A 24,588-nucleotide genomic window follows, 5' to 3' on the forward strand; every position below is an offset into this window, starting at 1 on the left:
CAGAGAGGTCACACCCGTTCCCATACCGAACACGGAAGTTAAGCTCTCTAGCGCCGATGGTAGTTGGGACTTTGTCCCTGTGAGAGTAGGACGTTGCCAGGCTTGCATTATTCCGCAGTAGCTCAGTGGTAGAGCTATCGGCTGTTAACCGATCGGTCGTAGGTTCGAGTCCTACCTGCGGAGCCATATGCTTCCATAGCTCAGCTGGTAGAGCACTTCCATGGTAAGGAAGAGGTCACCGGTTCAAGCCCGGTTGGAAGCTTGCGAGAGGTATTTAAACTTTTTGGCCCGTTGGTCAAGTGGTTAAGACACCGCCCTTTCACGGCGGTAACACGGGTTCGAATCCCGTACGGGTCACCACTTTTGGAGGATTAGCTCAGCTGGGAGAGCACCTGCCTTACAAGCAGGGGGTCGGCGGTTCGATCCCGTCATCCTCCACCATATAATTTTCAATGTCGGAGGGGTAGCGAAGTGGCTAAACGCGGCGGACTGTAAATCCGCTCCTTCGGGTTCGGCAGTTCGAATCTGCCCCCCTCCACCATTTATTTTTAAAAAATAACCTTACAAAGGTTTATTTTTTTGGTGAGACAAGCATACTAGTAAATATTAATGGGCTATAGCCAAGCGGTAAGGCAACGGACTTTGACTCCGTCATGCGCTGGTTCGAATCCAGCTAGCCCAGCCATTTAAGAGCCATTAGCTCAGTTGGTAGAGCATCTGACTTTTAATCAGAGGGTCGAAGGTTCGAGTCCTTCATGGCTCACCATTTTTGCGGAAGTAGTTCAGTGGTAGAATACAACCTTGCCAAGGTTGGGGTCGCGGGTTCGAATCCCGTCTTCCGCTTCAACTTGGGGCCTTAGCTCAGCTGGGAGAGCGCCTGCCTTGCACGCAGGAGGTCAGCGGTTCGATCCCGCTAGGCTCCATACACATAAAAGAAAAGCTTGAAGTCCAATATAGGATTTCAAGCTTTTTTGTTTATCTCGCTATTTGCGGGCAGTAAGACCCCCACCTCAAGATTGAGGGAGAATCGAAGAAGCTAGGTGGAGGATGAAGAAAACCCCCACTGATGGAAGTTTTACTCTATTCCGCTATCTTACTCATTTTGAAGATAGAGCTTTCTTGTCAATTTTTCGATAAATTAGAGTGAGATATATCTTGTAAAATGTTTAATGGTTTTTCATACAGTAAAAGGGAGTTGTTTCATGTGAAGATTATCATTGCATCTGATTCCTATAAAGAAAGCTTAACTGCATTAGAAGTATGTAAAGCAATAGAGAAAGGATTTCGCTCTATATATCCAGAGGAAGAATATGTAAAAATTCCCATTGCAGATGGCGGAGAAGGGACGGTACAAGCTCTTGTTGATGCAACACAGGGAAAAGTCGTGAATGTTCCTGTCACAGGTCCATTAGGGGATTTAGTAGAAGGATTTTATGGTCTCTCCTCAGATAAACGGACTGCTTTTATTGAAATGGCAGCTGCCTCTGGTTTACACCATGTTCCACTTGAAAAAAGGAATCCACTCTTAACGACAACAAGAGGTACAGGAGAACTTATTTTACACGCGCTAGAACAAGGAGTTCATCGTATTGTTTTAGGACTTGGGGGAAGTGCTACAAATGATGGAGGGGCAGGAATGTTATCTGCTTTAGGTGTATGTTTTTTTGATAGCAATAATCGCGTTATAGAGCCGAATGGTGGGAATTTAGAATATATTACTTCTTTTGATATGTCACAGTTAGATTCTCGTTTAAAGAAGGTTAAAATTGAAGCAGCTTGTGACGTTGAGAATCCGTTAACAGGAAGAACAGGAGCATCGTTTGTATTTGGAAGACAAAAAGGTGCCACAGACGAGATGATAGGGCGGTTAGATTGTAATTTGAAGCATTATGCTCAATTAATCAAACAAATTCTTGATATTGATGTTGAATTCATTCCGGGAGCTGGAGCTGCTGGTGGGCTTGGAGCAGCTATCCTTGCCTTTTTACATGGTGCCCTTAGAAAAGGTATTGATATTGTACTTGATTACACGAATTTTAATGCTCATTTGAAAGATGCGGATTTAGTGATTACGGGAGAAGGGCGAATTGATGCACAGACAGTGTATGGGAAAGCACCTATAGGAGTGGCAAAACGTGCTAAAGAGCATAATCTTCCCGTTATTGCAATTGCTGGAGCTGTTCATTCGAATCATACTCCTATTTATGAAGAAGGTATTGATGCGGTATTTAGCATTGTTTCAGGGGTAATGACATTAGAAGAAGCATATGAAATGGGAAAAGAAAATATTTGTATAACAGCACGAAATATTGCAGCTGTATGGAAACTTGGATTACAAAAACATCTCTATTCGTAAGAGATGTTTTTTTTTATGCATACTTTAACCGGAAAATCTACTTTTAACGCTCCTTTACATTGTATTAAGTGTATATAAATACAAAAAAATGTTGAGTTGAGTCAGATAATAGAAAAGATTTAAAATATTTAGTGAAAGCATAAAAGGGGGAGATCATCTATGAAGAAAGAAGTTTCAATTGTGGGAGTACCAATGGATTTAGGACAAACGCGCCGCGGTGTTGATATGGGAGCGAGTGCAATTCGTTATGCTGGAGTTGTTGAAAGAATTCAAAATATAGGATATAACGTTGAAGATTTAGGGGATATATGTATTGAAAGAGAAGTTCAAATAAATGAAAATGAAAAGTTAAAAAATCTTGAACAAGTTGTAAAAGTATGTCACGAACTAGCAAGTAAAGTTGATAATATTATTGAGAAAAAAAGTTTCCCGCTTGTACTGGGCGGTGATCATAGCATTGCAATTGGAACACTTGCTGGAGTTGCCAAACATTATAAAAATCTTGGTGTTATTTGGTATGATGCGCATGGAGATTTAAATACAGAAGAAACTTCTCCATCTGGTAATATTCATGGTATGTCATTAGCTGCAAGCTTAGGACATGGTCATCCATCACTTGTTAATTTATACGGTGAGTATCCGAAAGTGAAAAAAGAAAATGTGGTTATCATTGGTGCTCGTTCTTTAGATGATGGGGAGAAAGAACTTATTCAAAAAGAGGGTATTAAAGTTTTCACTATGCATGAAATTGATCGTATGGGAATGACGGCAGTTATGGAAGAAACAATTGCATACTTATCACATACAGATGGCGTACATTTATCTTTAGATTTAGACGGTCTTGATCCACATGACGCACCTGGCGTGGGTACGCCAGTTATGGGGGGATTATCATATCGTGAAAGCCACTTGGCAATGGAAATGCTTGCTGAATCAGGTATTATTACATCTGCTGAGTTTGTGGAAGTAAATCCAATTTTAGATGAGAAAAATAAAACTGCAATTGCAGCCGTTGCATTAATGGGATCTTTATTTGGTGAAAAGTTGAAATAATTTTAAAAAGCAGCTGAAAAGCTGCTTTTTTTATTTTAAAATAGAGGTATAGCAACAAATTATGTTAATAACCCCTTTTTGAAGTCTGATATCTAACGATTGTATGTCAGGTTTAGGAAGGAGGTTTGAAATTGTGGTTCATATAATGTATGTTATAATTAACTAGTTGTTGTAAATTACATATAGATGGAGGAAGGGTCAGAATGCCTTTTGGAGATATGAATGTTTTTTTGAAATATCTCAGCAGTATAGTAGATATCGCCCTTGTATGGTTTGTTATATATAAATTAATTCTTGTAATCCGCGGTACAAAAGCTGTACAACTTTTGAAAGGGATTACGGTAATTATTATTGTTCGCATTTTAAGTTATGTTTTTGAATTGCATACATTGCAATGGCTTATGGATCAAGCATTAACTTGGGGATTTTTAGCGATTATTATCATTTTTCAACCAGAGTTAAGACGTGCCCTTGAGCAGCTTGGACGAGGAAGTTTATTTTCACGTGGAAGTAATCAAGAGGAAGATGAACAGGAGTCTGTCGTTAATGCTGTTGTAAAGGCAACAGAATATATGGGAAAACGTCGCATTGGTGCGCTTATTACAATGGCTAGAGAGACTGGTATGGGGGATTACATTGAAACAGGAATCCCACTGAATGCAAATATTTCATCAGAGCTATTAATTAATATCTTTATACCGAACACACCGCTTCATGACGGAGCAGTCATTATGCAAGGAAATACTATTAAAGCAGCTGCTTGTTACTTACCATTATCAGAAAGCCCGTTTATTTCTAAAGAATTAGGAACGCGTCACCGGGCAGCAATGGGAGTAAGTGAAGTAACAGACAGTTTGACAATAGTTGTATCAGAAGAAACTGGGCAAATTTCTTTAACAAAAAATGGTGAATTACATCGTGATTTGAAAAGTGAACAATTAAGGGAAATGCTTATGAAAGAGCTAAGTGGAAATATAAAAGAATCTTCTTCATCTTTATGGAATTGGAGGAGAAAACGTCATGGATAAGTTAATGGATAACCATTGGTTTTTACGGGGAATTTCATTATTGTTGGCAATTATGCTCTACATGTCAACAAACCTAGATAAAAATGTATCAGGTAATTTTAATCCATCGCCTTTTCCGGTAGGAGATACAACAGAAACAATATCAGGAGTTCCGGTATCTGCTTACTATGACGAGGATAAGTATATTGTAAGTGGTATTCCAGAAAATGTAACAGTTACCCTTGAAGGCCAAAATAATGTTGTAGCTGCAGCTAAAGTGAAACGACAGTATGAGGTGTTTGTCAATTTGCGAGGGTATACACCGGGGACATACGAGATTCCTTTAAAATATAGTGGAGTTCCGAGCAATTTGCATTTGAAGGTTCAGCCAGCGAAAATAAAAGTTACAATTCAAAAGAAAGAAGTAAAATCTTTTCCTGTAGAAGTGAAGTATTTAAATGAGAATCAACTACAGGCAGGAACGGTTGTAGACAAACCTACTGTAAAGCCTAATACTGTTGAAGTAGCCGGTACAGAGGAAGAGCTTTCGCGAATTGCACTTGTGCGAGCGTATGTTGATTTGAAGGGTGTTAATAAAACGGTCACAAAAGAAGCGAAAATTGTATTGTATGATAAAGATGGGAATCGTTTGGATTTGAAAACAGGTTCTTCTACTGTCAATGTCACTATACCAGTTTCATCACCTGAAAAAACAGTTTCCTTAGGTGTAACGAAAAAAGGGAGCTTACAAGAGGGTATAACTGTAACGAAAATAAAAGTTGAACCAAGTGAAGTAAAGATTTATGGTTCAAAAGAAGTACTTGATAATATTACATCTCTTGATGGCGTCGAAGTAGACTTAAGTAAAATTACAGAGTCTACAACCTTCGATGCCTCTGTTTCTTTACCTAAGGGTGTTACAAAAGCAGAACCTAGCCAAGTAAAGGTAACAGTTGAAGTACAAAAGCAACAGAGCAAAACAATAGACGGTATTCCTTTGCAGGTAAATGGATTATCGGATTTATTAACAATGAAACTTTTAGACCCGGCAAATGAAAAAATCAGTGTTGATATTTTTGGGGATGCAAGTGTTGTAGAAAAAGTAGATGCAGCACAGATTAAAGCATCAATTAATTTAGGAAATATGGATGTAGGAACACAGGATGTTCCAATTCAAATTACTGGTCCCGATAATGTCACATTAGAATTAAAACAAAAAAATGCGAAGGTAGAACTTGCAAAGAAGAAAGAAGAAGCGGGAAAAGAAGTACAAGGTCAGCCGGAGCAGAAGCCGGATAAAGGAAATGAGCAAGAAAGAAGGAGCGAATAGTAATGGGAAAATATTTTGGTACTGACGGCGTACGCGGTATTGCGAATAAAGAATTAACGCCTGAATTAGCATTTAAAATTGGCCGATTTGGTGGCTACGTATTAACAAAGAATACAGAGCGTCCAAAAGTCATTATTGGTCGTGATACACGTGTGTCTGGTCATATGTTAGAAGGTGCTTTAGTAGCTGGATTATTATCAATTGGAGCGGAAGTAATGCGCCTTGGTGTCATTTCTACTCCTGGGGTTGCCTATTTAACGAAAGCGTTAGATGCGCAAGCTGGTGTAATGATTTCTGCATCTCATAACCCTGTACAGGATAATGGAATTAAGTTCTTTGGCCCAGACGGCTTTAAATTAACAGACGAACAAGAGGAAGAAATCGAAGCATTATTAGATAAAGAAGTAGACGAGCTTCCACGTCCTGTGGGGACAGCATTAGGTCAAGTAAACGACTACTTTGAGGGCGGACAAAAATATTTACAATACATTAAACAAACTGTGGATGAAGATTTTGCGGGCTTACATATCGCATTAGATTGTGCGCACGGTGCGACATCTTCTTTAGCACCGTATTTATTTGCTGATTTAGAAGCGGATATTTCCACAATGGGAACAGCGCCAAATGGTATGAATATTAACGAGGGCGTAGGTTCTACGCACCCAGAAGTATTAGCAGAGTTTGTGAAAGAAAAAGGTGCTGATATCGGTCTAGCGTTTGACGGAGATGGTGACCGTTTAATTGCTGTTGACGAAAAAGGAAATATTGTAGATGGCGATCAAATTATGTACATTTGTGCGAAGTATATGAGTGAATCTGGAAAATTAAAACATAATACAGTTGTTTCAACGGTCATGAGTAATCTAGGCTTTTATAAAGCTTTAGAAGCAAATGGTATTACAAGTGATCAAACAGCTGTTGGTGACCGCTACGTAATGGAAGAAATGAAACGTGGTGGCTATAACCTTGGCGGTGAACAATCTGGTCATATTATTTTCTTAGATTACATTACAACTGGTGATGGAATGTTAAGCGCACTTCAACTTGTAAACATTATGAAAATGACGAAAAAATCATTATCTGAGCTTGCAAGTGAAATGACAAAATTCCCGCAATTACTTGTGAATGTTCGTGTAACAGACAAAAAACAAGCATTAGAAAATGAAAAAATTAAAGAAATTATTCATATTGTAGAAGAAGAGATGAATGGCGATGGCCGTATTCTTGTTCGTCCTTCTGGTACAGAGCCGCTAATTCGTGTCATGGCAGAAGCGCCAACACAAGAGCTTTGTAATCAATATGTAAATCGTATTGTAGAAGTTGTAAAAGCAGAAGTTGGAGCTGAATAACAGCGAGATTTTATAATAAAAAGGAGCACACTTCGTGCTCCTTTTGCATATAATTTTTATCTGCAATGAAAAAATTTCATTGACGCTTTATTCCATTTGTTATAAGATGATTTTGTTCTTTTTCTCTGCAAAATAGATTGAAGTAAGAAGCGCCAGAACTACCTAAGGTGTAGTTGACGAGGAGGAGTTTATCGAGATTTCGGCGGATGGCTCCCGGTTGTTCATCACAACCGAAAACTTTTACTTAAAGCATTAAGGTGACTTAATGGACAAAGGTGAAAGTGTGATGAGAGAAGAGGAACGGATTACACTAGCAGTATGAAGTATACGGACTGAAACCAAAATGAGAGGAAGGTGAAAGCCGTTACAAGCTTACAAAGCTAGCGATATGTAAAATCCGTTTTTGTATGTGTAAAAAAATAAGATCGGAATATGTCGTTATATGTTTATGAGAAAGCATAAGCATATTGTAACGGCGACAAAACATGTGTGGAATCGTAGGATTTATTGGTGAACAGGATGCAAAGGAAATTTTATTAAAAGGTTTAGAGAAGCTAGAATACCGTGGATATGATTCAGCTGGTATTGCAGTACAAGCAACAAATGGTGTTGTTGTATTTAAAGAAAAAGGTCGTATTGCAAAGCTTCGCGAAATCGTGGATGAAAATGTTGCAGCAAACGTGGGAATCGGTCATACACGTTGGGCAACTCATGGTGTACCAAGTCAGGTTAACGCACATCCACATCAAAGTGCTTCAGAGCGCTTTACCCTTGTGCATAACGGTGTAATTGAAAACTATGAGCTATTAAAGAATGAATATCTTCAAGATGTGAACTTTGTAAGTGAAACAGATACAGAAATAATCGTTCAGCTTATGGAAAAACAAGTGAAAACAGGTTTGACGGTAGAAGAAGCATTCCGTAAAACGTTAACACTATTACATGGTTCATATGCATTGGCATTACTTGATGCAGAAAACCCAGACATGATTTATGTTGCTAAAAACAAAAGCCCGCTATTAGTGGGAACTGGAGATAACTTTAATGTTGTTGCAAGTGATGCAATGGCAATGCTACAAGTTACAGATCAATTTATCGAGTTAATGGATAAAGAAATGGTTCTTGTAACAAAAGAAAAGATTACAATTCAAAACTTACAAGGTGAAACGATTGATCGTGCACCATTTACAGCAGAATTAGATGCAAGTGACATTGAAAAAGGAACATATCCTCATTTCATGCTAAAAGAAATTGATGAACAGCCACTTGTAATTCGTAACATTATTCAAAAGTACCAAAATGAAGATGGCGAAATCGAACTAGATCAAGAGATTCGTGATGCGATTTTAGAAAGTGATCGTATCTATATCATCGCATGTGGAACAAGTTATCATGCAGGTCTTGTTGGAAAACAATTCATTGAGAGTTTTGCAAAAGTACCAGTAGAAGTACATGTAGCAAGTGAATTTTCTTACAACATGCCATTATTAACAGAAAAACCATTCTTTATTTACATTTCACAAAGTGGTGAGACTGCAGATAGCCGTGCAGTACTTGTGCAAACAAATGAAATGGGACATAAGGCATTAACAATTACAAACGTGCCAGGTTCTACACTGTCTCGTGAAGCTGATTACACATTACCATTACATGCTGGCCCAGAAATCGCAGTAGCTTCTACAAAAGCATATACAGCACAGCTTGCAGTACTAGCGATTTTAGCAGCTGATATTACAAAAGCAAAAGGCCTAGCAGTTGATTTTGATTTAATCCAAGAACTTGGTCTTGTTGCAAACGCAATGGAAGTACTTTGCAATCAAAAAGATGAAATGGATGCAATTGCAAAAGAATACTTAGCAACAACACGCAACTGTTTCTTCATTGGCCGCGGCGTTGACTTCTATGTTGGTTTAGAGGGCGCATTAAAGCTAAAAGAAATCTCTTACATCCAAGCAGAAGGCTTTGCTGGCGGAGAGTTAAAACATGGCACAATCGCGCTAATTGAAAAAGGTACACCAGTTATCGCACTTGCTACACAAGAGCACGTAAACTTAGGTATTCGTGGTAACGTAAAAGAAGTAGTAGCACGCGGAGCAAACCCTTGCATCATCACAATGAAAGGCTTAGAAATGGAAGGCGACCGCTTCATCGTACCAACTGTACACGAAGCACTAGCACCGCTTGTAGCAGTTATTCCATTACAGTTAATTGCATACTATGCAGCGCTTCACCGTGAGTGTGACGTTGATAAACCACGTAACTTAGCTAAGTCAGTTACTGTTGAGTAAGAGTTTGGTAATTTGATAGATATTTGTGGCTTTGAAATAAAGATTAACTGTTTTTAAAAAGTTGCACCGTTTCACCCCGCTGGATATGATTATCTAACGGGGTGTTTTTTTATGTCTAAAAGAACGAGAACATCTAAAGTTGATAAGTGGATTAAAGAAGGACGAGGAATAGAAATTGGTGCGCAGTGACAATAAAGTTGTTAAAAAAATAATAAAGTCGTTTAATACCATCTATCAAATCTATCGGTAGGTAATTGCTGCATCTTTAAGAGCAAAATTAAACAACCTTATTATATATACACACAATGAGGTTAGATTATAAACCGAGTGTCTAAGTATCCTGTCAAAGATACGGATGAGGTTGCAAATGGTGGAATTGATGTCATGGCGTATTGGCATGAAAAATTACATCGTTCAAAAATAATTTTCTATTTTAGGAGAGAGTGACATGGAAGTTTTTTTAAAATATTTAGCAGGTATCGATAACCCCGACCACCAGGGCCGAACAGAGGAAATTTTGGCGTGGGTTGCTAATAAATTCCCAAATTTGGAACCGCAAATCAAGTGGAATACGCCAATGTTTACCGATCATGGCACATTTATTATCGGCTTTTCCACAGCGAAGCATCATTTGAGCGTTTCACCCGAAGAAGTAGGCATTGCGCACTTTGCTGATGACATTGTACAAGCTGGGTACAGCGCTACCAAAGGCTTGTTTCGAATTCCGTGGAGTGAGCCGGTAAATTACGAATTGTTTGAGAAAATGATTGAATTTAATATTCAGGATAAAGCAGAATATACGAATTTTTGGCGAAAATAATACATCACGCCTTATCAAAAAACGCATGACACGAAAAAATGTCATGCGTTTTTGCAACTCAATTAAGGCGCCAACAGCTCAATAGTAGCCGTATGCGAACGCCCGTCAAAATACTACCCCAGTTCTTAGGAAAAGGAGACATCAAAAATGACAACTTCAAAGAGAAATTTAAGAACTTGCAGCAAAGGGCACAAATACTATAAAAGTAGCGATTGTCCCACCTGCCCGATTTGTGAGAAAGAACGGAAACCTGACAACGGATTTCTTTCATTACTATCAGCACCAGCCAGACGAGCATTAGAAAACAATGGAATATCTTCTTTACAACAGCTATCAAACTTTAGTGAAGACGAGATTTTGCAATTTCATGGTATGGGACCAAGCTCTTTACCTAAACTTAAGACTGCTTTGCAGACAAATGGGTTATCATTTAGACCAAAATAGAACGATTGCAGAACATTATTGATAGAAAATGATCAAACTTTTTTATAAAACCGAAACTTAAATCTGGGATAAACCCTTAATTACTACAATTAATTCTGTGCAAATTCAAGAAAAATGAAACTACCTGTCCACTAAAGAATATAGCGAACAGGTAATTTCAGTGTTTTGATGTTTGTCCATTTTCAGGGTTCACTTCAGTAACGAGGGATTGCTTACGAGTGTCCTTCATCGATGCTTGTATTTTGAATCCCGATTTTTCCTGCTTTAATCTTGCTTCGGAATAACACAAAATATACAAGAGCTCCCGTTGCAAATAGTGTTCCGCCTACAATTGCCACTCCATGAAACATATCAGGGATAGTCAATACTCCCATTTCGAACACGAGCCATATTAAAGCGCCATACGTGACAGGGGCTCTCCATTTCCCTAAATTGAACGTCTCCGCGTCAGGCAAATCTTTTCTACGCAAATAGTAAGCTAAAACTGTTATGAAGTATAAAGCGGTAAGAACAACAGATGTTGATCCGACTAGTAAAGTTAAAGAATCAGAGAATAGGATCGCTATAATATCAAGAACTAATACAAGCAAAATCGCATTTACCGGTACGGATGTTCCTGGGTTCACCTTTTTAAAATAACGTGAAGCAAAAAATACATCGTCCCGCGCCATTGCATAAATGACACGGGAAGCGGAAGCCATTCCGATTAATCCACATGCAAAAATGGAAATGATAACAAGAAGCATAAACAAAGTGCCGATGAATTGGCCGAGCTTTGTTTTAATAATAAGTGGAAGCGGGTTGGCAGAAGCTGTCACATCGGCTAAATCTGTGATGGAAATTGTAACAGTAAAAAGAAAAGCAAACCCAATGATACCACCAATCAGTAACGCGAAAAATACAGCACGTGGTACATTTTTACTTGCGTCAATTGTTTCTTCCGAAAGATTCGCCGCCGCTTCAAAGCCAACCATGGTCCACGATCCCATTAACATAGCAATCACAAAGCCGCCAAGGTACGTGCCGCTTTTCTGCGCGCCAATATTTGTTAGCATATCCCAATTTGGAGTTGTGAATAGCGCAACAACAGCAAGAATAACAAGAATGCCCACCATACCGATCACTTCGGTATATACTGCAATGTCATTGAGACGAGAAGCCAGTTTTACGCCAAAAATGTTGAGGGCAGCCTGTAGCAGTAGGGTTGCGAGTGCAATATACAAAAGGGTTTTCCCCACGATATTCCAGCCGAATACATCAGCAATGAGTGGAGCCAGGCCGAAATCGACGGCAGGAATGACAATGACAAAAAAGCAAAATCCGAGCCAGCCGGAAAACCACCCTAATCCTTGATTTGCTAGACGCGTCACCCATTGGTACGAGTAGCCGCTGAGCGGCATTCTTCCTGCCAATTCGGCAATAACAAGAGCGACAAGCAAGTGACCTGCTAATACAATTGGCCACGTCCAAATACCTGCGGGCCCCGCATTGTTTAAAACAAAACCAAAATTTGTGAAAATACCCGTTGTGATGGACATAAATGAAAATGCGACTGCAAAAGAGCTAAAAAACTTTAAAGACCTCTGTAATTCTTGCTTGTAGTGATATTGCTGCATGTTATTCGTTTCCTGCTTGATTTTTGTTTGCATAAAAAGCCCCCTTTCGATTTTCCTGTATCCTAGCTTGTTTCCCTCCTTTCTTTTGAATGCTGAAAATTCAGTCTTTTTTAAACAATTTCATTCACTCTCCTCTATTGCAAGTACCATACCAATTATACAATTCGCGTCATGCTTGAATTTTGTAAGCTCTTCATTGTTTAAAATGTTGTCCGAATATGAAATTTTGAATAGTTTATTCAAAATTTCATATTCGGTCGTTTTGTTAAATAATTAGATTTCTATTATTTTACTGCGTTACATATATAAAATAGGCCGTGAATATACTGTGGATATGTTGTATGACTTTAATTAGGATAGGAGTGAACAAACGATGCGCATCCTTATTTCCGGTGCGAGCATTGCTGGGCCGGCATTAGCTTACTGGCTTCACCGCTACGGCTTCGACGTGACTGTAGTAGAACGTGCGCCCGCATTGCGCCCAGGTGGATATGGTGTTGATATTCGTGGTGTAGCCATTACGGTGCTTAAGCGGATGGGGATACTCGATCAAGTTCGTGCAGCTGACACGCACATGACTGGTGTTTACTTCGTGAATAGCAAAGGCAAAACCGAAGGTAAAATAAGCGAAGCGAGTATGGGGAATCAGCAGGGGCTGGATATCGAAATCATGCGCGAGGACCTTAGTAGTATTTTGTACGACTTGACCAAGAATACGGTCGAATATATTTGGGACGATTCGATTACCGCTATACATGAGACTGAAGCAGGTGCAGAAGTCCAATTTATTCGTAGCAAGCCGCAAACATTCGATCTGGTCATCGGTGCGGACGGGCTCCATTCCAATGTGCGCACCTTAATTTTTGGTGACAAAGAACAATTTAAACGTACTCTTGGCTGTTATATCTCGATTTTTACCCTTGAGAATTACCTTAACCTCGACCACCACCAGTTGCTTTATACGATGCCAGGCAAAACTGTAGGTATGTATAGTGCCCGTGATAATACTGAAGCAAAGGGTATGTTCGTGTTCAAATCAGAGGCATTGAAGTACGATCGCTATGATGTGGAAGCCCAAAAGAAACTTGTAGACAATGCTTTCCAAGATCATACGGGTTGGGAAACTCCACATCTACTCAAAACTATGAAAGAGGCGACAGACTTTTACTTTGATGAGATTTGCCAGATTCATATGCCGACATGGTCAAAGGGGCGGATTACATTGGTAGGTGATGCGGCGTATGGTCCATCACCACTTTCGGGTCAAGGTTCTAGCCTCGCACTTGTCGGAGCTTATGTACTAGCTGGTGAATTGAAAGCTGCGCATGGCAATTACGATCGTGCCTTTGTTGCCTATGAAAAAGAGATGAGAAATTTTGTTGAGAAAAATCAAAAAATAGGGCTAACAGCAGCTGGAGGCATGATCGAAAGCTCAAAATCCAAAATCTTTCTTCGCAATTTAATGTTGCGTGTACCCATCCTTATGGGCGCAATGTTTAAGATGATTACGAAAATGATAGTGAAAGCTTCCAATGAGATTGAACTGAAAGATTATTAATATAGATATTTAAGAGGGAAGTTTCAGAGCACCTTTAATAATATTGTTGCTTTTCCGCAATCGAGCGTTTTAATGGGGGAAAGATTACAAAAAGGATCAAACTTTTTTATAAAAGAATGATCCAATAGAATATTTTAAGAACGTATTTTGAACAAACGTTATTTTAAAGTAACATTTGCATAAAGTCGCGACGTTTTAAAAAATGTTACGATGTTCTAAAGCTTGCTTAGATCCTGTTTTACAGGATCTTTTTTATTTAATTAAAGGGGTAGTTTAGCAGCAAAAGGGTTTCACTATAATTACATTGAATTTATTAGGTAAAGTACAGGACATTATTTTAAGGAGAGAAAATAATTGAACCTAGGTAATCCAATAGCTATATAGAATACAGCAAAGATATATCTTTGTGATAATAAAATTGTGAAAGTGTTTAAAAAACACTTTCCAAATACAGAATCTTTATACGCGGCAAAGAAACAAGAATACGCTTATTCACGTGGGCTTCACGTCCCAAAGGTATTAGAAATCACAGTCGGAGAAATTGTAAGTATGCCTTCTGGTAGAGTATTTAACTTTGCTGATAATGAAAACAATTATTTTGCAGTTATGGAAAAAAAGTAAATCACAAAATTCTAGGAGAAACAAACATCAAAATGAATTTTAGTCGTTTTAATGTTGAGTGATAATAAAGTCATTTAAAAACACACCAAAAGATATATCAATCATGATGACATCTCTTTTGGTGTGTTTTTTTATAAAGTGTACTAAGGGAAATTTCAGTTCCAAGTGTCCGATGAAAATAAAGTTGTAGACTGAAAAAAGGTTAAATTGAGCTGCAATTTAATTTACTAAGCTAACGGATAGATTAGGAAGAGGGGAATGAGGGGAATTTATGGACTCAAGGAAAGCATCTTTAAGCTTCGAGAAAGTCAATTGTGGTAGTTTTCATGTAGATAACATTTGTACAAGTATCGTAACTATGCTTCGCGCCGCTGGTTGTGTTTTTGCCGAAGATGAGGCCCGGTTGCTTATTTCCGCGGCCAAGACGCCGGACGATCTCGCCGCCATGGTGGACCGACGAGTGGCTGGCTTGCCTCTCGAGCACGTCATTGGTTGGGCGGAGTTCTGTGGTCTGCGAATAGAGGTAGACCCGGGAGTATTCGTGCCCCGGAACCGCACTGAGTTTCTCGTCCGCCAGGCTGCCGCCCTTACCAGACAAGGAGCGGTCGTGGTTGACCTGTGCTGCGGCTCGGGTGCGTTGGGGGCTGCTCTGGCCTCAGTACAGGCCGGGATTGAGTTACACGCTTCTGACATTGACCCAGCCGCGGTACGGTGCGCATTGCGTAACGTCACTACCGTTGGTGGTCATGTGTACGAAGGTGACCTCTACGAGCCACTACCCGCCACACTAAGGGGCCGCGTTGACGTCTTGGTTGTTAATGCACCTTACGTACCTACCGAGGCAATTGGGTTGTTACCCCCAGAGGCTCGCATACATGAAGCATATGTAGCGCTCGATGGGGGGGCGGACGGACTTGATGTTCAGCGACGAGTGGCGGCTGCGGCGCCAGATTGGCTGGCACCTAGCGGCCATTTGCTGGTCGAGACTAGTGAACGGCAGGCGAAGCAAACCGTCGAGATCTTCGCTCATAATGGGTTGATACCGCAGGTGGCCTGTTCTAATGAACTGGATGCCACTGTTGTCATAGGAACCAGACCCGCTTTAGCGTACAGCAAGACCTTCACTTCAAGATTTAAAGAAAAACAAAGAAGATAGGTGGGGGATGAAAAATCCCCCTCTGATGAAAGTTGCACTTTATTGCCAAAAAACGACGATACCAAATACCTACCGCTGTCTTACTTGCATACTAATTTAGTCAGCTGCTTATAAATCTTAACAATTTCTTCGAGCCTCATTCTTACTAATCCGCTTGAGGAGGGGGCGACAAAATCAATTGTTCCAGGTATGACTGATTCAGGCTGCTGTCCCCAGGGAGCTATCTTCCAGCCGCTATACTCTTGATAGACACCTTTTCCAACAAAACAGACTACTTCTGGCTTTAACTGTGTAATTTTCTGCTTTAGAATTTCTTTTCCCTCTTTATACTCTTCCTTGGTAATCTCATCTGCTGCTTTAGTTGGTCTTGCTACTATGTTTGTAAGGCCCATATCCAAATCCAATAATTTATAGTCTTCCGAAGCATCATATTTTCTCGGTGTTAGTCCCGCTTCATGGAGAATTCTCCAAAAACGATTATTAGGATTGGCGAAGTGATGCCCTGTTTCACTTGAGCGAATGCTGGGATTAAAGCCGACAAACAAAATTTTTAAACCTTTTTTAATATGATCATTAACTAGGTTCAAGAATACACTGCCTCCTTATATGGAATATAAACTGATAAAGTTTTTTTATTTTACCACAACCTTTTTAGTTTCTTCTCAGTGTGTTGGATTAAACGGCTTATAGAAAGATGTAAGGGGGAAGTTTAAGTGAATCAAAAACGGACAAAATTCATGATACTTCTGGCCGTTAAAAAAGTTATAGGCCGAAAAAGTGTTTTTATCATTCTTGTTTTTAAAGATAGATTTAAGCTGTTCTAAGGATGGATATATCATTAAATTTAAACAAAGGCATTGAAATATTTTCAAAAAAGCTGAGCATAAACCAGATTTTTTTCTGATTTATGTCCAGTCTCTTTTTGCACCTTTATGTTTATTCAGCTATGGCCTGTTCACCGTGTTCCATAGCTCTGATGGATTCAGCTACTTTAACCATCATGGAACATTCAACTCTCTTACGGAAGATGTCACAACTGAAATCGTAGATTCCATTGAGGGAACCGGTTGCGTGCAGCGCGTTGGCGGGGCAACCGCCGCTGCAGTAAAGTTTCGCCCAGCAGTCTTGGCATTCTGGCTTCGAGTAGCAGTTGCTCTCTTTAAATTGGCATTGCGTCTCTGGTTTTGTGATTCCATCCCAGATGTTTCCCATGCTGTATTCTTCATCTCCGACGAATTGGTGGCAAGGGAAGAGCTCGCCCCATGGTGTAACAGCGAGATATTCCGTTCCTGAACCGCAGCCGGAAATTCTTTTTTGAATGCAAGGACCTTCTGAGAGATCAAGCATGTAATGGTAGAAGGTAAAGCCATTACCTTTTTCCGCGCGCTCCAGCATTTCCTTGGCGAGAATTTCGTACTGGTTATAAATCACTGGGAGGTCTTTCTCAGTGAGTGCATATGGTTCTTTTGGATCACAGATGACCGGTTCCATCGAGAGTTTGTCGAAACCAAGGTTTGCGATATGAAAAATATCATTGGTGAAGTCCACATTGTTATGGGTGTAGGTTCCACGTATAGAGTATTCTTTGTTTCCACGCTTTTTGACGAATTCTTGGAATTTAGGAACGATATAATCATAGCTTCCTTTTCCAGTGACTGTTTTGCGAAGATGATCATGGACCTCTTTTCTTCCATCAAGGCTCAATACGACATTATACATTTCCTCATTCAAGAAATCGGTGATCTCATCGTTCAGCAACATACCATTTGTAGTGAAGGTGAAGCGAAAAGTCTTTTTGTACTCTTTTTCTTTGCTTCTGGCGTAAGCCACAACTTGCTTGACGATCTTCCAGGCCATAAGTGGTTCTCCACCGAAGAAGTCGACATCGAGATTTCGGTGATGACCGGAGTTTTCCAGTAAGTAATCGATGGCTCTTTGTCCAACCTCATAGCTCATGATTGCTCTGTTTCCGTTGTATTTTCCTTGACTGGCGAAGCAGTATTCGCATGATAGGTTACAGGTATGCGCGACGTTGAGGCAGAGAGCCTTTACATAAGTTTGACGATTTCTCAAATCAATTGAGAGGTCCTTAAATTCATCCTCAGTAAAGAGTTGCCCATCATTTTTTAGCTCTTCAATATCTGCGATTGTTTCTCGAATGTCCTTTTCGGGGATGTCGGAATCATGTGCGTACTTTTCTAGCATCATTGTTATGATTTCTTCCACAGGAGTAGTCTCATAAAGCGCGATAATTTCATAGGCGAGGTCGTCGACAACATGTACCGATCCGCTGTAGGTATCGAGCACGATGTTGTATCCGTTTAGTTTATATTGATGAATCATACTTGATAATCAAGCTCCTTTTGTCTATAAAGTGAAACTTTCATTAGAGAGGCTTTTACTGCCCGCGAATACCAGAATAAAAATTGCCGCCCATCTGGAAAGTAGTTGGGCGGTACATTTCTTATTTCCTATCTATTCATTGTGTTTTCACATTTCTGATTTGCAACTCCGCAAGACGTTTTGCAAGCGGATTGGCAAGATGTTTGGCATGCACCGCACCCACCATGTTTTATAGTATCCGTCAGTTTACGAGTGCTCAGTGTTACGATTCTTTTCATAACGCACAACTCCTTTTTTAAATGTTTTTTGAAGAAATAAGGGTTAAATATTGTGAATTCCTTCACATTAAGGGGTGATATTTGTGAATAGTTTCACATTAAAGGTCAAATATTGTGAATTCCTTCACATTAATTCCAACAATAATTTTAACAACACTGTAGATTTACGTCAATCATTCCTAATGTCTTAATACTGCGGAAAGTTCGCTATATATAATTCAATGGGCATTTAATCGTTAATTTTTACTTTTTGAACAGATAATTATGCTTTAGGTTCCCAAGTCATAATAGTAAATCCGTTCTTTCTTGAGATAGTACCTTCAACTATCTCAAGAAAGGACGGATTTTTTTATCCAGCATTAAAGGGCGGTAAGATCCCCTGATGGAAGTTTCACTTTATGTGTCTATTTTTTAATTTTGTAACAGTCTCTAGTTATTACGGAACTTGTGTGTCGTACTTCCGCTGTAATCCCTGCAATTCCTTCACCAAATTCTCTCCAATCGTAGGAGCAAGTTTGTCGTATATAGGTGATAGTGCCTTTTCCCATTCTTTTCGTTGTTCGTCGTTTAATTCATGAATTTGTATTGATGAGTTCTGTTTAATGAGTTCAAGTTGTTCTTTGTTCATTTGAATGGATTGTTGATTATTCCAAGCAGTTGTTTCTTCCATTGCTTCCCTTAATATTTTCTTTGTTTTTTCCGTTTGTTTGTCCCAGGTTTTTTGATCCATCATGACAACATATCCTAAATATCCATGGTTAGTAATTGTCAAATAGTTTTGAACGTTATAGAATTTTTTAGAGTAGATATTTGAAATGGTATTTTCTTCACCATCAACTTTTCTTGATTCAATTAATTGATATGTAGAATTAAATGAATCTTGATATGTGGTAGCTTTTAATAGATCAAATTCGGATTTGATTACATCACTTTGCATGATACGAAAAGATTGTCCCTTTATATCTTCGGGCGTATAAATGGGTCCTTTATTTGAAGTGATTTGTTTAAAGCCGTTGGACCAGTGAGCAAGCCCTTTTATTCCATCTTTTTGTAAGGATTGAAGTAATTGTTCCCCAATTTTTCCGTTTAAGCCTTCTTGTAAGGCTTCATAACTTGAAAAAGCAAATGGTAAATCAAGTACGCCCCATTCAGGGGAGAACGCTCCAAGTTTTGATGTAGAGGGAGCAATAAATTGTACTTGTCCAGATTTTAAAGCATGAAATTCTTCTATATCAGAATATAAGCTTCCGTTAGGAAAGACCTCTATTTTTATTTTACCATTTGATTTTTCATTAACGAGTTCAGCAAATTTGTTGGCAGCAAGTCCTTTCGGTGTGTTTTCTGCTACAACGTGGCTAAATTTAAATACGATTTGGTCTTGTAATCCTTCTTGGTCATCATCATATGAGAGTTTATTTTGAGAAAAATAACCCTGATATTTAATAAATAAAGCGCTTGCAATTAAGACGATGAAAAGGAGTATAAAAGTAGCTGCTTTTTTCATCTTAGTTCTCCTTTTGAGGTTGTTATTGTAAGCATACCGAGAAGACTTCTATTCGTAAAGATGCATCTAGAGGAAGGGGGGCAAAAAGTGAGAAAACTACCGATTCGTTGGAAAATAACGATTCTTTCTTATGCAGTAGTTATATTTTCACTCATGATTGGCGGAGGAATTATAATCGCAAATATTCAACAAAAAGAAGAAAAAGAATTAAGAATTAGATCTATGAATACAGCGCGAACGGTAGCAGAAATGTCAGATGTAAAGAGGGCTCTTCAAGAAGCAAATGGATGGATTACATTAAATTCTGTTATTGAAAAGATCAGAGTAATTAATGAAACAGATTATATTGTAGTTATGAATATGGAACGAATTCGATATTCGCATCCCGTGAAAGAAATGATCGGGAAACCTTCAAAAGGAGCGGATGAAGAACCAGCATTTGCAGAGCATATTTATTTTTCAAAAGCAACGGGAGAAATAGGTACTGTTATTCGGGCGTTTATGCCTATTAAAGATCAAAGCTTAAACCAAATTGGTGTTGTCGTTGTGGGAAATAAAATACCAAGCTTTTGGGGAATTATGATTGAATTACGAGGAGAAATTCTTTTTATAGTCATATTAACTTTAATATTTGGATTGATAGGTTCATTAATGCTAGCCAACCATATAAAAAAGCAAATGTTTCAGTTAGAGCCATATGAAATTAAAAGAATACTTGAAGAAAGGACAGCGACCTTTCATTCAATGAATGAGGGTGTAATCGCAATTGATAATAAAGAAATTATTACCGTTTTCAATGAGAAAGCAAAGCAAGTTTTTCATGTAAATGGAGATGTTGTAGGACAGCCTATTCGTAAAATATTACAGGATACAAGGCTTCCAGAAATCGTGGAGAAAAATCAGGCTGTATACAATGAAGAGATAAAAGTAAGCGGGAAGGTTATTCTAAGTAATCGTATCCCTATTAAGAAGGGGAATGAATTAATTGGAGCTGTAGCAATTTTCCAAGATCGTACTGAAGTAACAAAGCTTGCGGAAGAATTAACTGGAGTGAAGAATTTTGTAGAGGCATTGCGTGTGCAAAGTCATGAACATATGAATAAGCTTCATACAATAGCAGGTTTAATTCAGCTTGGTAAAGCTGACAAGGCATTACAACTTGCATATAACACTTCGGAAGAACAAGAAAATGTAACAAATTTTTTAAATGAGACAATTAAAAATGATGCCGTTGCAGGTCTTCTTTTAAGTAAAGTTAGTAGAGGAAAAGAGCTCGGAATTCAAGTCGTTATCGATCAAAATAGTTATTTGGAGGCTTTTCCATACCAATTAGATCAACACGATTTCGTTGTATTATTAGGAAATTTAATAGAAAATGCATTCGGATCATTTGAACAGATTGAGGTTGAGAATAGAAGAATTGATATTAGTATTGAGCAGTCAGAGGACGTGTGTGCGATATTAATTGAAGATAATGGCTGTGGAATAAAAGAAGAGCATTTACCTAGGGTATATGAGAAAGAGTTTACTGTGAATAAGCGTAGCGGAACAGGTTATGGCCTTTTTCTAGTAAAACAAATTGTTGAAAAGGGAAGAGGAGAAATTAGGATTTCATCTTTTCAAGATGAAGGAACTTCTTTTATCATTACTTTTCCAATGGAGATGGAGGCGGAATCGTATGGCATGTAAAGAGGAATTTAAAGTAGTGTTAATAGAAGATGATCCAATGGTTCAGGAAGTAAATAAAGAGTTTATAAGAAGTGTAAAAGGATTTCAAGTAATCGCTATCGCGAGTAATGGTGAGGAGGGGATTGGCTTTGTGAAAAAAATGAATCCAGATCTTGTTATTTTAGATATCTTTATGCCTAAAAAGGATGGAATTAAGGTATTGCAGGAATTTCGACAACACCAATTAGAAACGGATGTCATTGTTGTTTCTGCTGCTAAAGATAGGGAAACAATCAAACTCATGCTGCAAAATGGAGCGATAGATTACATTATTAAACCTTTTAAGTTACATCGTATTCAGCAAGCATTAGAGAAGTATCGCCAATATAGAATAAGTTTGAGAGATTCTGGGTCTATTTCACAGGAACAGTTGGATTTATTATTATATTCTGGGCGTTCTGAGAGAACGATGAGCAATTTACCAAAAGGTTTGAACGAATTTACATTAAATGAAATTGTAACGTATATAAAGCAGCAAGAAGAACCGCGTTCTGCTGAAGAAGTGGCACGTGCAATTGGGATAGCTAGAGTGACGGCTCGTCGTTACTTAGATTATTTGGAAAAAAGCGGTGTTATTCATTTGGCGGTTCAGTATGGCGGAGTTGGAAGACCGATTAACCGTTATATGTTTCATGAAACGAAAAAATAAGACCAAAATGAACAAAATATTCGTTATGACCATAAACTTCTCTCTTTTTAATGTAAACGCTATCATTATGTTAGAAACTAACAGATAGAAAATTTAGAAAAATTAGGGGAGGGAGAAGAAAGGTGAAACGACTTTTTAAAAACTTAACCTTTCAAGTGTTAACAGCTATTGTGCTTGGGGTGTTAGTTGGATTAATTTGGCCAAGTGTTGGTAAAGAAATGAAGCCGTTAGGTGACACATTTATCAATGCTGTAAAAATGGTAATTGCACCGATTATTTTTTTAACAATTGTACTCGGTATTGCTAAAATGGGAGATATGAAAAAGGTTGGTAAGGTCGGGGGAAAAGCTCTTATTTATTTTGAGGTTGTGACTACATTTGCACTTATTGTTGGTTTAATTGTTGTAAATGTTATGAAGCCAGGAGAAGGCCTTAACTTTAATGAACTTGCAAAAGGGGACGTATCAAAATATACACAACACGGGGGACATGGCATTAACTGGATTGATTTTGTAACCCATATTGTTCCTTCTAATATGGTTGATGCGTTTGCAAAAGGTGATATTTTACAAGTATTATTCTTCTCAATTTTATTTGGTATAGGGTTAGCGGCTCTTGGAGAAAAAGGAAAATCAGTGATTGATTTCTTAGATAAACTTTCACATGTATTCTTTAACATTATTGGTTATGTAATGAAAGCTGCACCAATCGGGGCATTTGGTGCTATGGCATATACAATCGGTTACTTTGGACTTGCTTCGCTTGTGCCACTTGGAAAATTAATGATGTCGGTATATATAACGATGTTCCTATTCGTTTTTGTTGTTTTAAATATTATTTGTAAGATATATGGATTTAGTTTATGGAATTATTTAAAGTTTATTCGCGATGAAATATTAATCGTATTAGGAACAAGTTCTTCTGAATCTGTACTGCCAAGAATGATGAATAAGATGGAGCAATATGGATGTTCAAAATCTGTTGTTGGTCTTGTTATTCCAACAGGTTATTCTTTCAATCTTGATGGTACGTCTATTTATTTATCAATGGCAGTTGTCTTTTTGGCACAAGTATTTGGTATTGATTTAACAATTGGACAGCAAATTACAATCATTTTAGTGCTTATGTTAACGTCTAAAGGGGCTGCAGGTGTGACAGGAAGTGGATTTATTGTATTAGCGTCTACGTTAGCAGCATTAAAGGTTATTCCTTTAGAAGGATTAGCATTACTTCTTGGAGTCGATCGCTTCATGAGTGAAGGAAGGGCCATTGTAAACTTAATTGGAAATGGGATTGCTACAATAATTGTTGCAAAGAGTGAAAACGAATTTGATGAAGAGAAATATGCAGAAGCAGTTTCTGGGATGAAAGTATTGAAAGAGACGAAGGAAGCGGTATAATGCATAAATAGTGAAAAAGCTTGCTTGTTTTAAAAGGAATGAAGAGCACAATGATAAAAGGTAAATAACTAAAGGATTAAGTAAAAAGAACTATCCACTATAACAGGTGGGTAGTTTTTTAGAAATTAGTTTAGAGCTTACTATTAAGAATGTTTAATACAATGGATCGTTATTTTGGGTAAAGTCATCCAATCCTCCTTTCCAGAATTACATATAGTAATTAGTAAAAAGAAAGGAGAGGTGCTAATGGAAGAAAATGCAACAAGTAGCCCTTATATAAATGCTGACGAAGGTGTCTACACTTCTACAAAATTACAACAAGCGATGGATCAAGCTTTTCGAATTCCTGTATTTTTAAGTACAGTAAATACCCTGAATCAATTGCAACAGCAATTTTTGGATCGGCTTATTTTAGAAATTGAGCAGGCTCTTCTGTTTCCTCGTACAATCCCTCGAAGTGATCTATATCCTGAAACACCATTAACAAGTATACGAAGAATGTTATTATCTAGCTATGGATTGGTAGCGGTCAATTTTCAAAGATTTTTTGTTCAAGGATTAAAAACAAATGTAGGAGCGTTTGAACCTCAAACACCATTTTGGGAAGGCACTCCTTTTTCACAAATCGAACCATCGATGGGTTATCAATATGGGTTACCATTATTATTAATTCGAGAAATAGGTACGGATACTCAAAGAGGAATTTGGCAGTTAGGAAATGCTCCATTTTTAATATTAGACTGGAATTCTGAAACACAATCTGTAGACGCATTTTTTAATAGCGTTTCATGGAGAGAATTCTTTGCTAACTGGATAGTGCATGTGAGAAATGGTTATTATCTGCAAACAGAGCCGCAATTTAAGTATTGACTTACAATAGCAGAGAGTAAAGCCCCTTCAAAATTCTGAAGGGGCTTTACCTTGTTAAAAAGAAATAAATCAGTTTTTAAAATTTATTTGGGAATTGTTTTATAATGCCTTCTGTAAGTGTGTCGGCCATTCTTATAATATGGTCTTCACCTTTATCAAAAGCGATAATATCCGCATTCTAATCCCGTTTAATCCTTACTACTGCCTTATTTGTAACT

General features: G+C 38.3%; 19 protein-coding genes, 9 tRNA genes, 1 rRNA gene and 3 pseudogenes. 26 read left to right on the plus strand and 6 right to left on the minus strand.

The genetic code is table 11. From position 1 onward, the window contains the following. From rrf to ACFQZ1_RS11235, 18 genes are all read left to right on the plus strand, one after another. Window positions 1-102: ribosomal RNA gene (gene rrf, locus ACFQZ1_RS11150) — 5S ribosomal RNA — on the plus strand; the annotation flags it as partial. Between the two features lie 9 nt (window positions 103-111). Next, a tRNA-Asn gene (locus ACFQZ1_RS11155) sits at window positions 112-186 on the plus strand. A 3-nt stretch (window positions 187-189) separates the two neighbouring features. Further along, window positions 190-262 (plus strand) — tRNA-Thr (locus ACFQZ1_RS11160). 23 nt (window positions 263-285) lie between these two features. Further along, window positions 286-360, plus strand: a tRNA-Glu gene (locus tag ACFQZ1_RS11165). A 5-nt stretch (window positions 361-365) separates the two neighbouring features. Continuing rightward, a tRNA-Val gene (locus ACFQZ1_RS11170) sits at window positions 366-441 on the plus strand. A gap of 16 nt (window positions 442-457) precedes the next feature. Then, window positions 458-541, plus strand: a tRNA-Tyr gene (locus ACFQZ1_RS11175). Window positions 542-610: 69 nt separating this feature from the next. Continuing rightward, window positions 611-685 (plus strand) — tRNA-Gln (locus ACFQZ1_RS11180). 5 nt (window positions 686-690) lie between these two features. Beyond that, window positions 691-766 (plus strand) — tRNA-Lys (locus ACFQZ1_RS11185). A 5-nt stretch (window positions 767-771) separates the two neighbouring features. Next, window positions 772-843, plus strand: a tRNA-Gly gene (locus tag ACFQZ1_RS11190). A 7-nt stretch (window positions 844-850) separates the two neighbouring features. Then, a tRNA-Ala gene (locus ACFQZ1_RS11195) sits at window positions 851-923 on the plus strand. Between the two features lie 281 nt (window positions 924-1,204). Continuing rightward, window positions 1,205-2,356, plus strand: a complete 1,152-nt coding sequence (locus ACFQZ1_RS11200; protein ID WP_377882263.1) for a glycerate kinase — start codon at window positions 1,205-1,207, stop codon at window positions 2,354-2,356. 159 nt (window positions 2,357-2,515) lie between these two features. Next, entirely contained in the window at window positions 2,516-3,409 is an 894-nt protein-coding gene (gene rocF / locus ACFQZ1_RS11205) for an arginase (protein ID WP_377882264.1), read from the plus strand. Between the two features lie 203 nt (window positions 3,410-3,612). Continuing rightward, window positions 3,613-4,437 carry a diadenylate cyclase CdaA gene (gene cdaA / locus ACFQZ1_RS11210; protein WP_377882265.1) on the plus strand — a complete coding sequence of 275 codons (825 nt, stop codon included), beginning with the start codon at window positions 3,613-3,615 and terminating at the stop codon, window positions 4,435-4,437. Next, window positions 4,430-5,746, plus strand: a complete 1,317-nt coding sequence (locus ACFQZ1_RS11215; RefSeq protein WP_377882266.1) for a CdaR family protein — start codon at window positions 4,430-4,432, stop codon at window positions 5,744-5,746. Before cdaA ends, ACFQZ1_RS11215 begins: the two co-directional genes overlap by 8 nt. Before the next feature lie 2 nt (window positions 5,747-5,748). After that, entirely contained in the window at window positions 5,749-7,095 is a 1,347-nt protein-coding gene (gene glmM / locus ACFQZ1_RS11220) for a phosphoglucosamine mutase (protein ID WP_377882267.1), read from the plus strand. Window positions 7,096-7,580: 485 nt separating this feature from the next. Next, window positions 7,581-9,383, plus strand: a complete 1,803-nt coding sequence (gene glmS / locus ACFQZ1_RS11225) for a glutamine--fructose-6-phosphate transaminase (isomerizing) (protein WP_377882268.1) — start codon at window positions 7,581-7,583, stop codon at window positions 9,381-9,383. Between the two features lie 448 nt (window positions 9,384-9,831). Further along, window positions 9,832-10,203, plus strand: coding sequence for an iron chaperone (locus ACFQZ1_RS11230; protein WP_377882269.1), 372 nt, complete (start codon window positions 9,832-9,834; stop codon window positions 10,201-10,203). A 147-nt stretch (window positions 10,204-10,350) separates the two neighbouring features. Beyond that, window positions 10,351-10,647: an RNA polymerase alpha subunit C-terminal domain-containing protein gene (locus ACFQZ1_RS11235; protein WP_377882270.1), complete on the plus strand. Its 297-nt coding sequence runs from the start codon at window positions 10,351-10,353 to the stop codon at window positions 10,645-10,647. Between the two features lie 212 nt (window positions 10,648-10,859). On the opposite strand, the gene ACFQZ1_RS11240 is transcribed toward ACFQZ1_RS11235, so the two are convergent. Continuing rightward, a complete protein-coding gene (locus ACFQZ1_RS11240) occupies window positions 10,860-12,296 on the minus strand; it encodes an amino acid permease (RefSeq protein ID WP_377882272.1) in 1,437 nt (478 codons plus the stop codon). Window positions 12,297-12,636: 340 nt separating this feature from the next. Here ACFQZ1_RS11240 and ACFQZ1_RS11245 point away from each other — a divergent pair, with 340 nt between their 5' ends. The 4 genes and pseudogenes from ACFQZ1_RS11245 (at window position 12,637) to ACFQZ1_RS11260 (ending at window position 15,598) form a co-directional block, all read left to right on the plus strand. Further along, window positions 12,637-13,821: an FAD-dependent monooxygenase gene (locus ACFQZ1_RS11245; protein ID WP_377882274.1), complete on the plus strand. Its 1,185-nt coding sequence runs from the start codon at window positions 12,637-12,639 to the stop codon at window positions 13,819-13,821. Between the two features lie 396 nt (window positions 13,822-14,217). Continuing rightward, a pseudogene (locus tag ACFQZ1_RS11250) lies at window positions 14,218-14,352 on the plus strand (aminoglycoside phosphotransferase); the annotation flags it as partial. Then, a pseudogene (locus ACFQZ1_RS11255) lies at window positions 14,347-14,442 on the plus strand (VOC family protein); the annotation flags it as partial. The pseudogenes ACFQZ1_RS11250 and ACFQZ1_RS11255, both read left to right, overlap by 6 nt. 358 nt (window positions 14,443-14,800) lie before the next feature. After that, entirely contained in the window at window positions 14,801-15,598 is a 798-nt protein-coding gene (locus ACFQZ1_RS11260; protein ID WP_377882328.1) for a putative protein N(5)-glutamine methyltransferase, read from the plus strand. An 80-nt stretch (window positions 15,599-15,678) separates the two neighbouring features. Here ACFQZ1_RS11260 and ACFQZ1_RS11265 read toward each other — a convergent pair whose 3' ends face one another. The 4 genes from ACFQZ1_RS11265 to ACFQZ1_RS11280 form a co-directional block, all read right to left on the minus strand. Next, on the minus strand, window positions 15,679-16,185 hold the full coding sequence (locus ACFQZ1_RS11265) for a mismatch-specific DNA-glycosylase (protein ID WP_377882275.1): 507 nt from the start codon (window positions 16,183-16,185) through the stop codon (window positions 15,679-15,681). A gap of 349 nt (window positions 16,186-16,534) precedes the next feature. After that, the gene (scfB, locus tag ACFQZ1_RS11270; protein ID WP_377882276.1) at window positions 16,535-17,941 is read right to left on the minus strand and encodes a thioether cross-link-forming SCIFF peptide maturase; all 1,407 of its coding nucleotides are present in this window, start codon (window positions 17,939-17,941) and stop codon (window positions 16,535-16,537) included. A 128-nt stretch (window positions 17,942-18,069) separates the two neighbouring features. After that, complete coding sequence (scfA, locus tag ACFQZ1_RS11275) at window positions 18,070-18,219, minus strand: six-cysteine ranthipeptide SCIFF (RefSeq protein ID WP_377882277.1); 150 nt, start codon at window positions 18,217-18,219, stop codon at window positions 18,070-18,072. 436 nt (window positions 18,220-18,655) lie between these two features. Further along, entirely contained in the window at window positions 18,656-19,723 is a 1,068-nt protein-coding gene (locus ACFQZ1_RS11280) for a TRAP transporter substrate-binding protein (protein ID WP_377882278.1), read from the minus strand. Window positions 19,724-19,783: 60 nt separating this feature from the next. Here ACFQZ1_RS11280 and ACFQZ1_RS11285 point away from each other — a divergent pair, with 60 nt between their 5' ends. The 4 genes from ACFQZ1_RS11285 to ACFQZ1_RS11300 all read left to right on the plus strand — a co-directional run bounded on the left by ACFQZ1_RS11285 (window position 19,784) and on the right by ACFQZ1_RS11300 (window position 24,370). After that, the gene (locus ACFQZ1_RS11285) at window positions 19,784-21,412 is read left to right on the plus strand and encodes an ATP-binding protein (protein ID WP_377882279.1); all 1,629 of its coding nucleotides are present in this window, start codon (window positions 19,784-19,786) and stop codon (window positions 21,410-21,412) included. Further along, a complete protein-coding gene (locus tag ACFQZ1_RS11290; RefSeq protein ID WP_377882280.1) occupies window positions 21,402-22,100 on the plus strand; it encodes a response regulator in 699 nt (232 codons plus the stop codon). Before ACFQZ1_RS11285 ends, ACFQZ1_RS11290 begins: the two co-directional genes overlap by 11 nt. A 122-nt stretch (window positions 22,101-22,222) precedes the next feature. Continuing rightward, window positions 22,223-23,500, plus strand: a complete 1,278-nt coding sequence (gene dctP / locus ACFQZ1_RS11295; protein WP_377882281.1) for a C4-dicarboxylate transporter DctP — start codon at window positions 22,223-22,225, stop codon at window positions 23,498-23,500. A gap of 246 nt (window positions 23,501-23,746) precedes the next feature. Further along, entirely contained in the window at window positions 23,747-24,370 is a 624-nt protein-coding gene (locus ACFQZ1_RS11300; protein WP_377882282.1) for a hypothetical protein, read from the plus strand. 76 nt (window positions 24,371-24,446) lie between these two features. Here the strand turns inward: ACFQZ1_RS11300 and ACFQZ1_RS11305 are convergent. After that, a pseudogene (locus ACFQZ1_RS11305) lies at window positions 24,447-24,545 on the minus strand (glycosyltransferase); the annotation flags it as partial. Between the last annotated feature and the right edge of the window lie 43 nt (window positions 24,546-24,588).

The organism is Bacillus sp. CGMCC 1.60114, assembly GCF_042676365.1.
GTDB lineage: Bacteria > Bacillota > Bacilli > Bacillales > Bacillaceae_G > Bacillus_A > Bacillus_A rhizoplanae_A.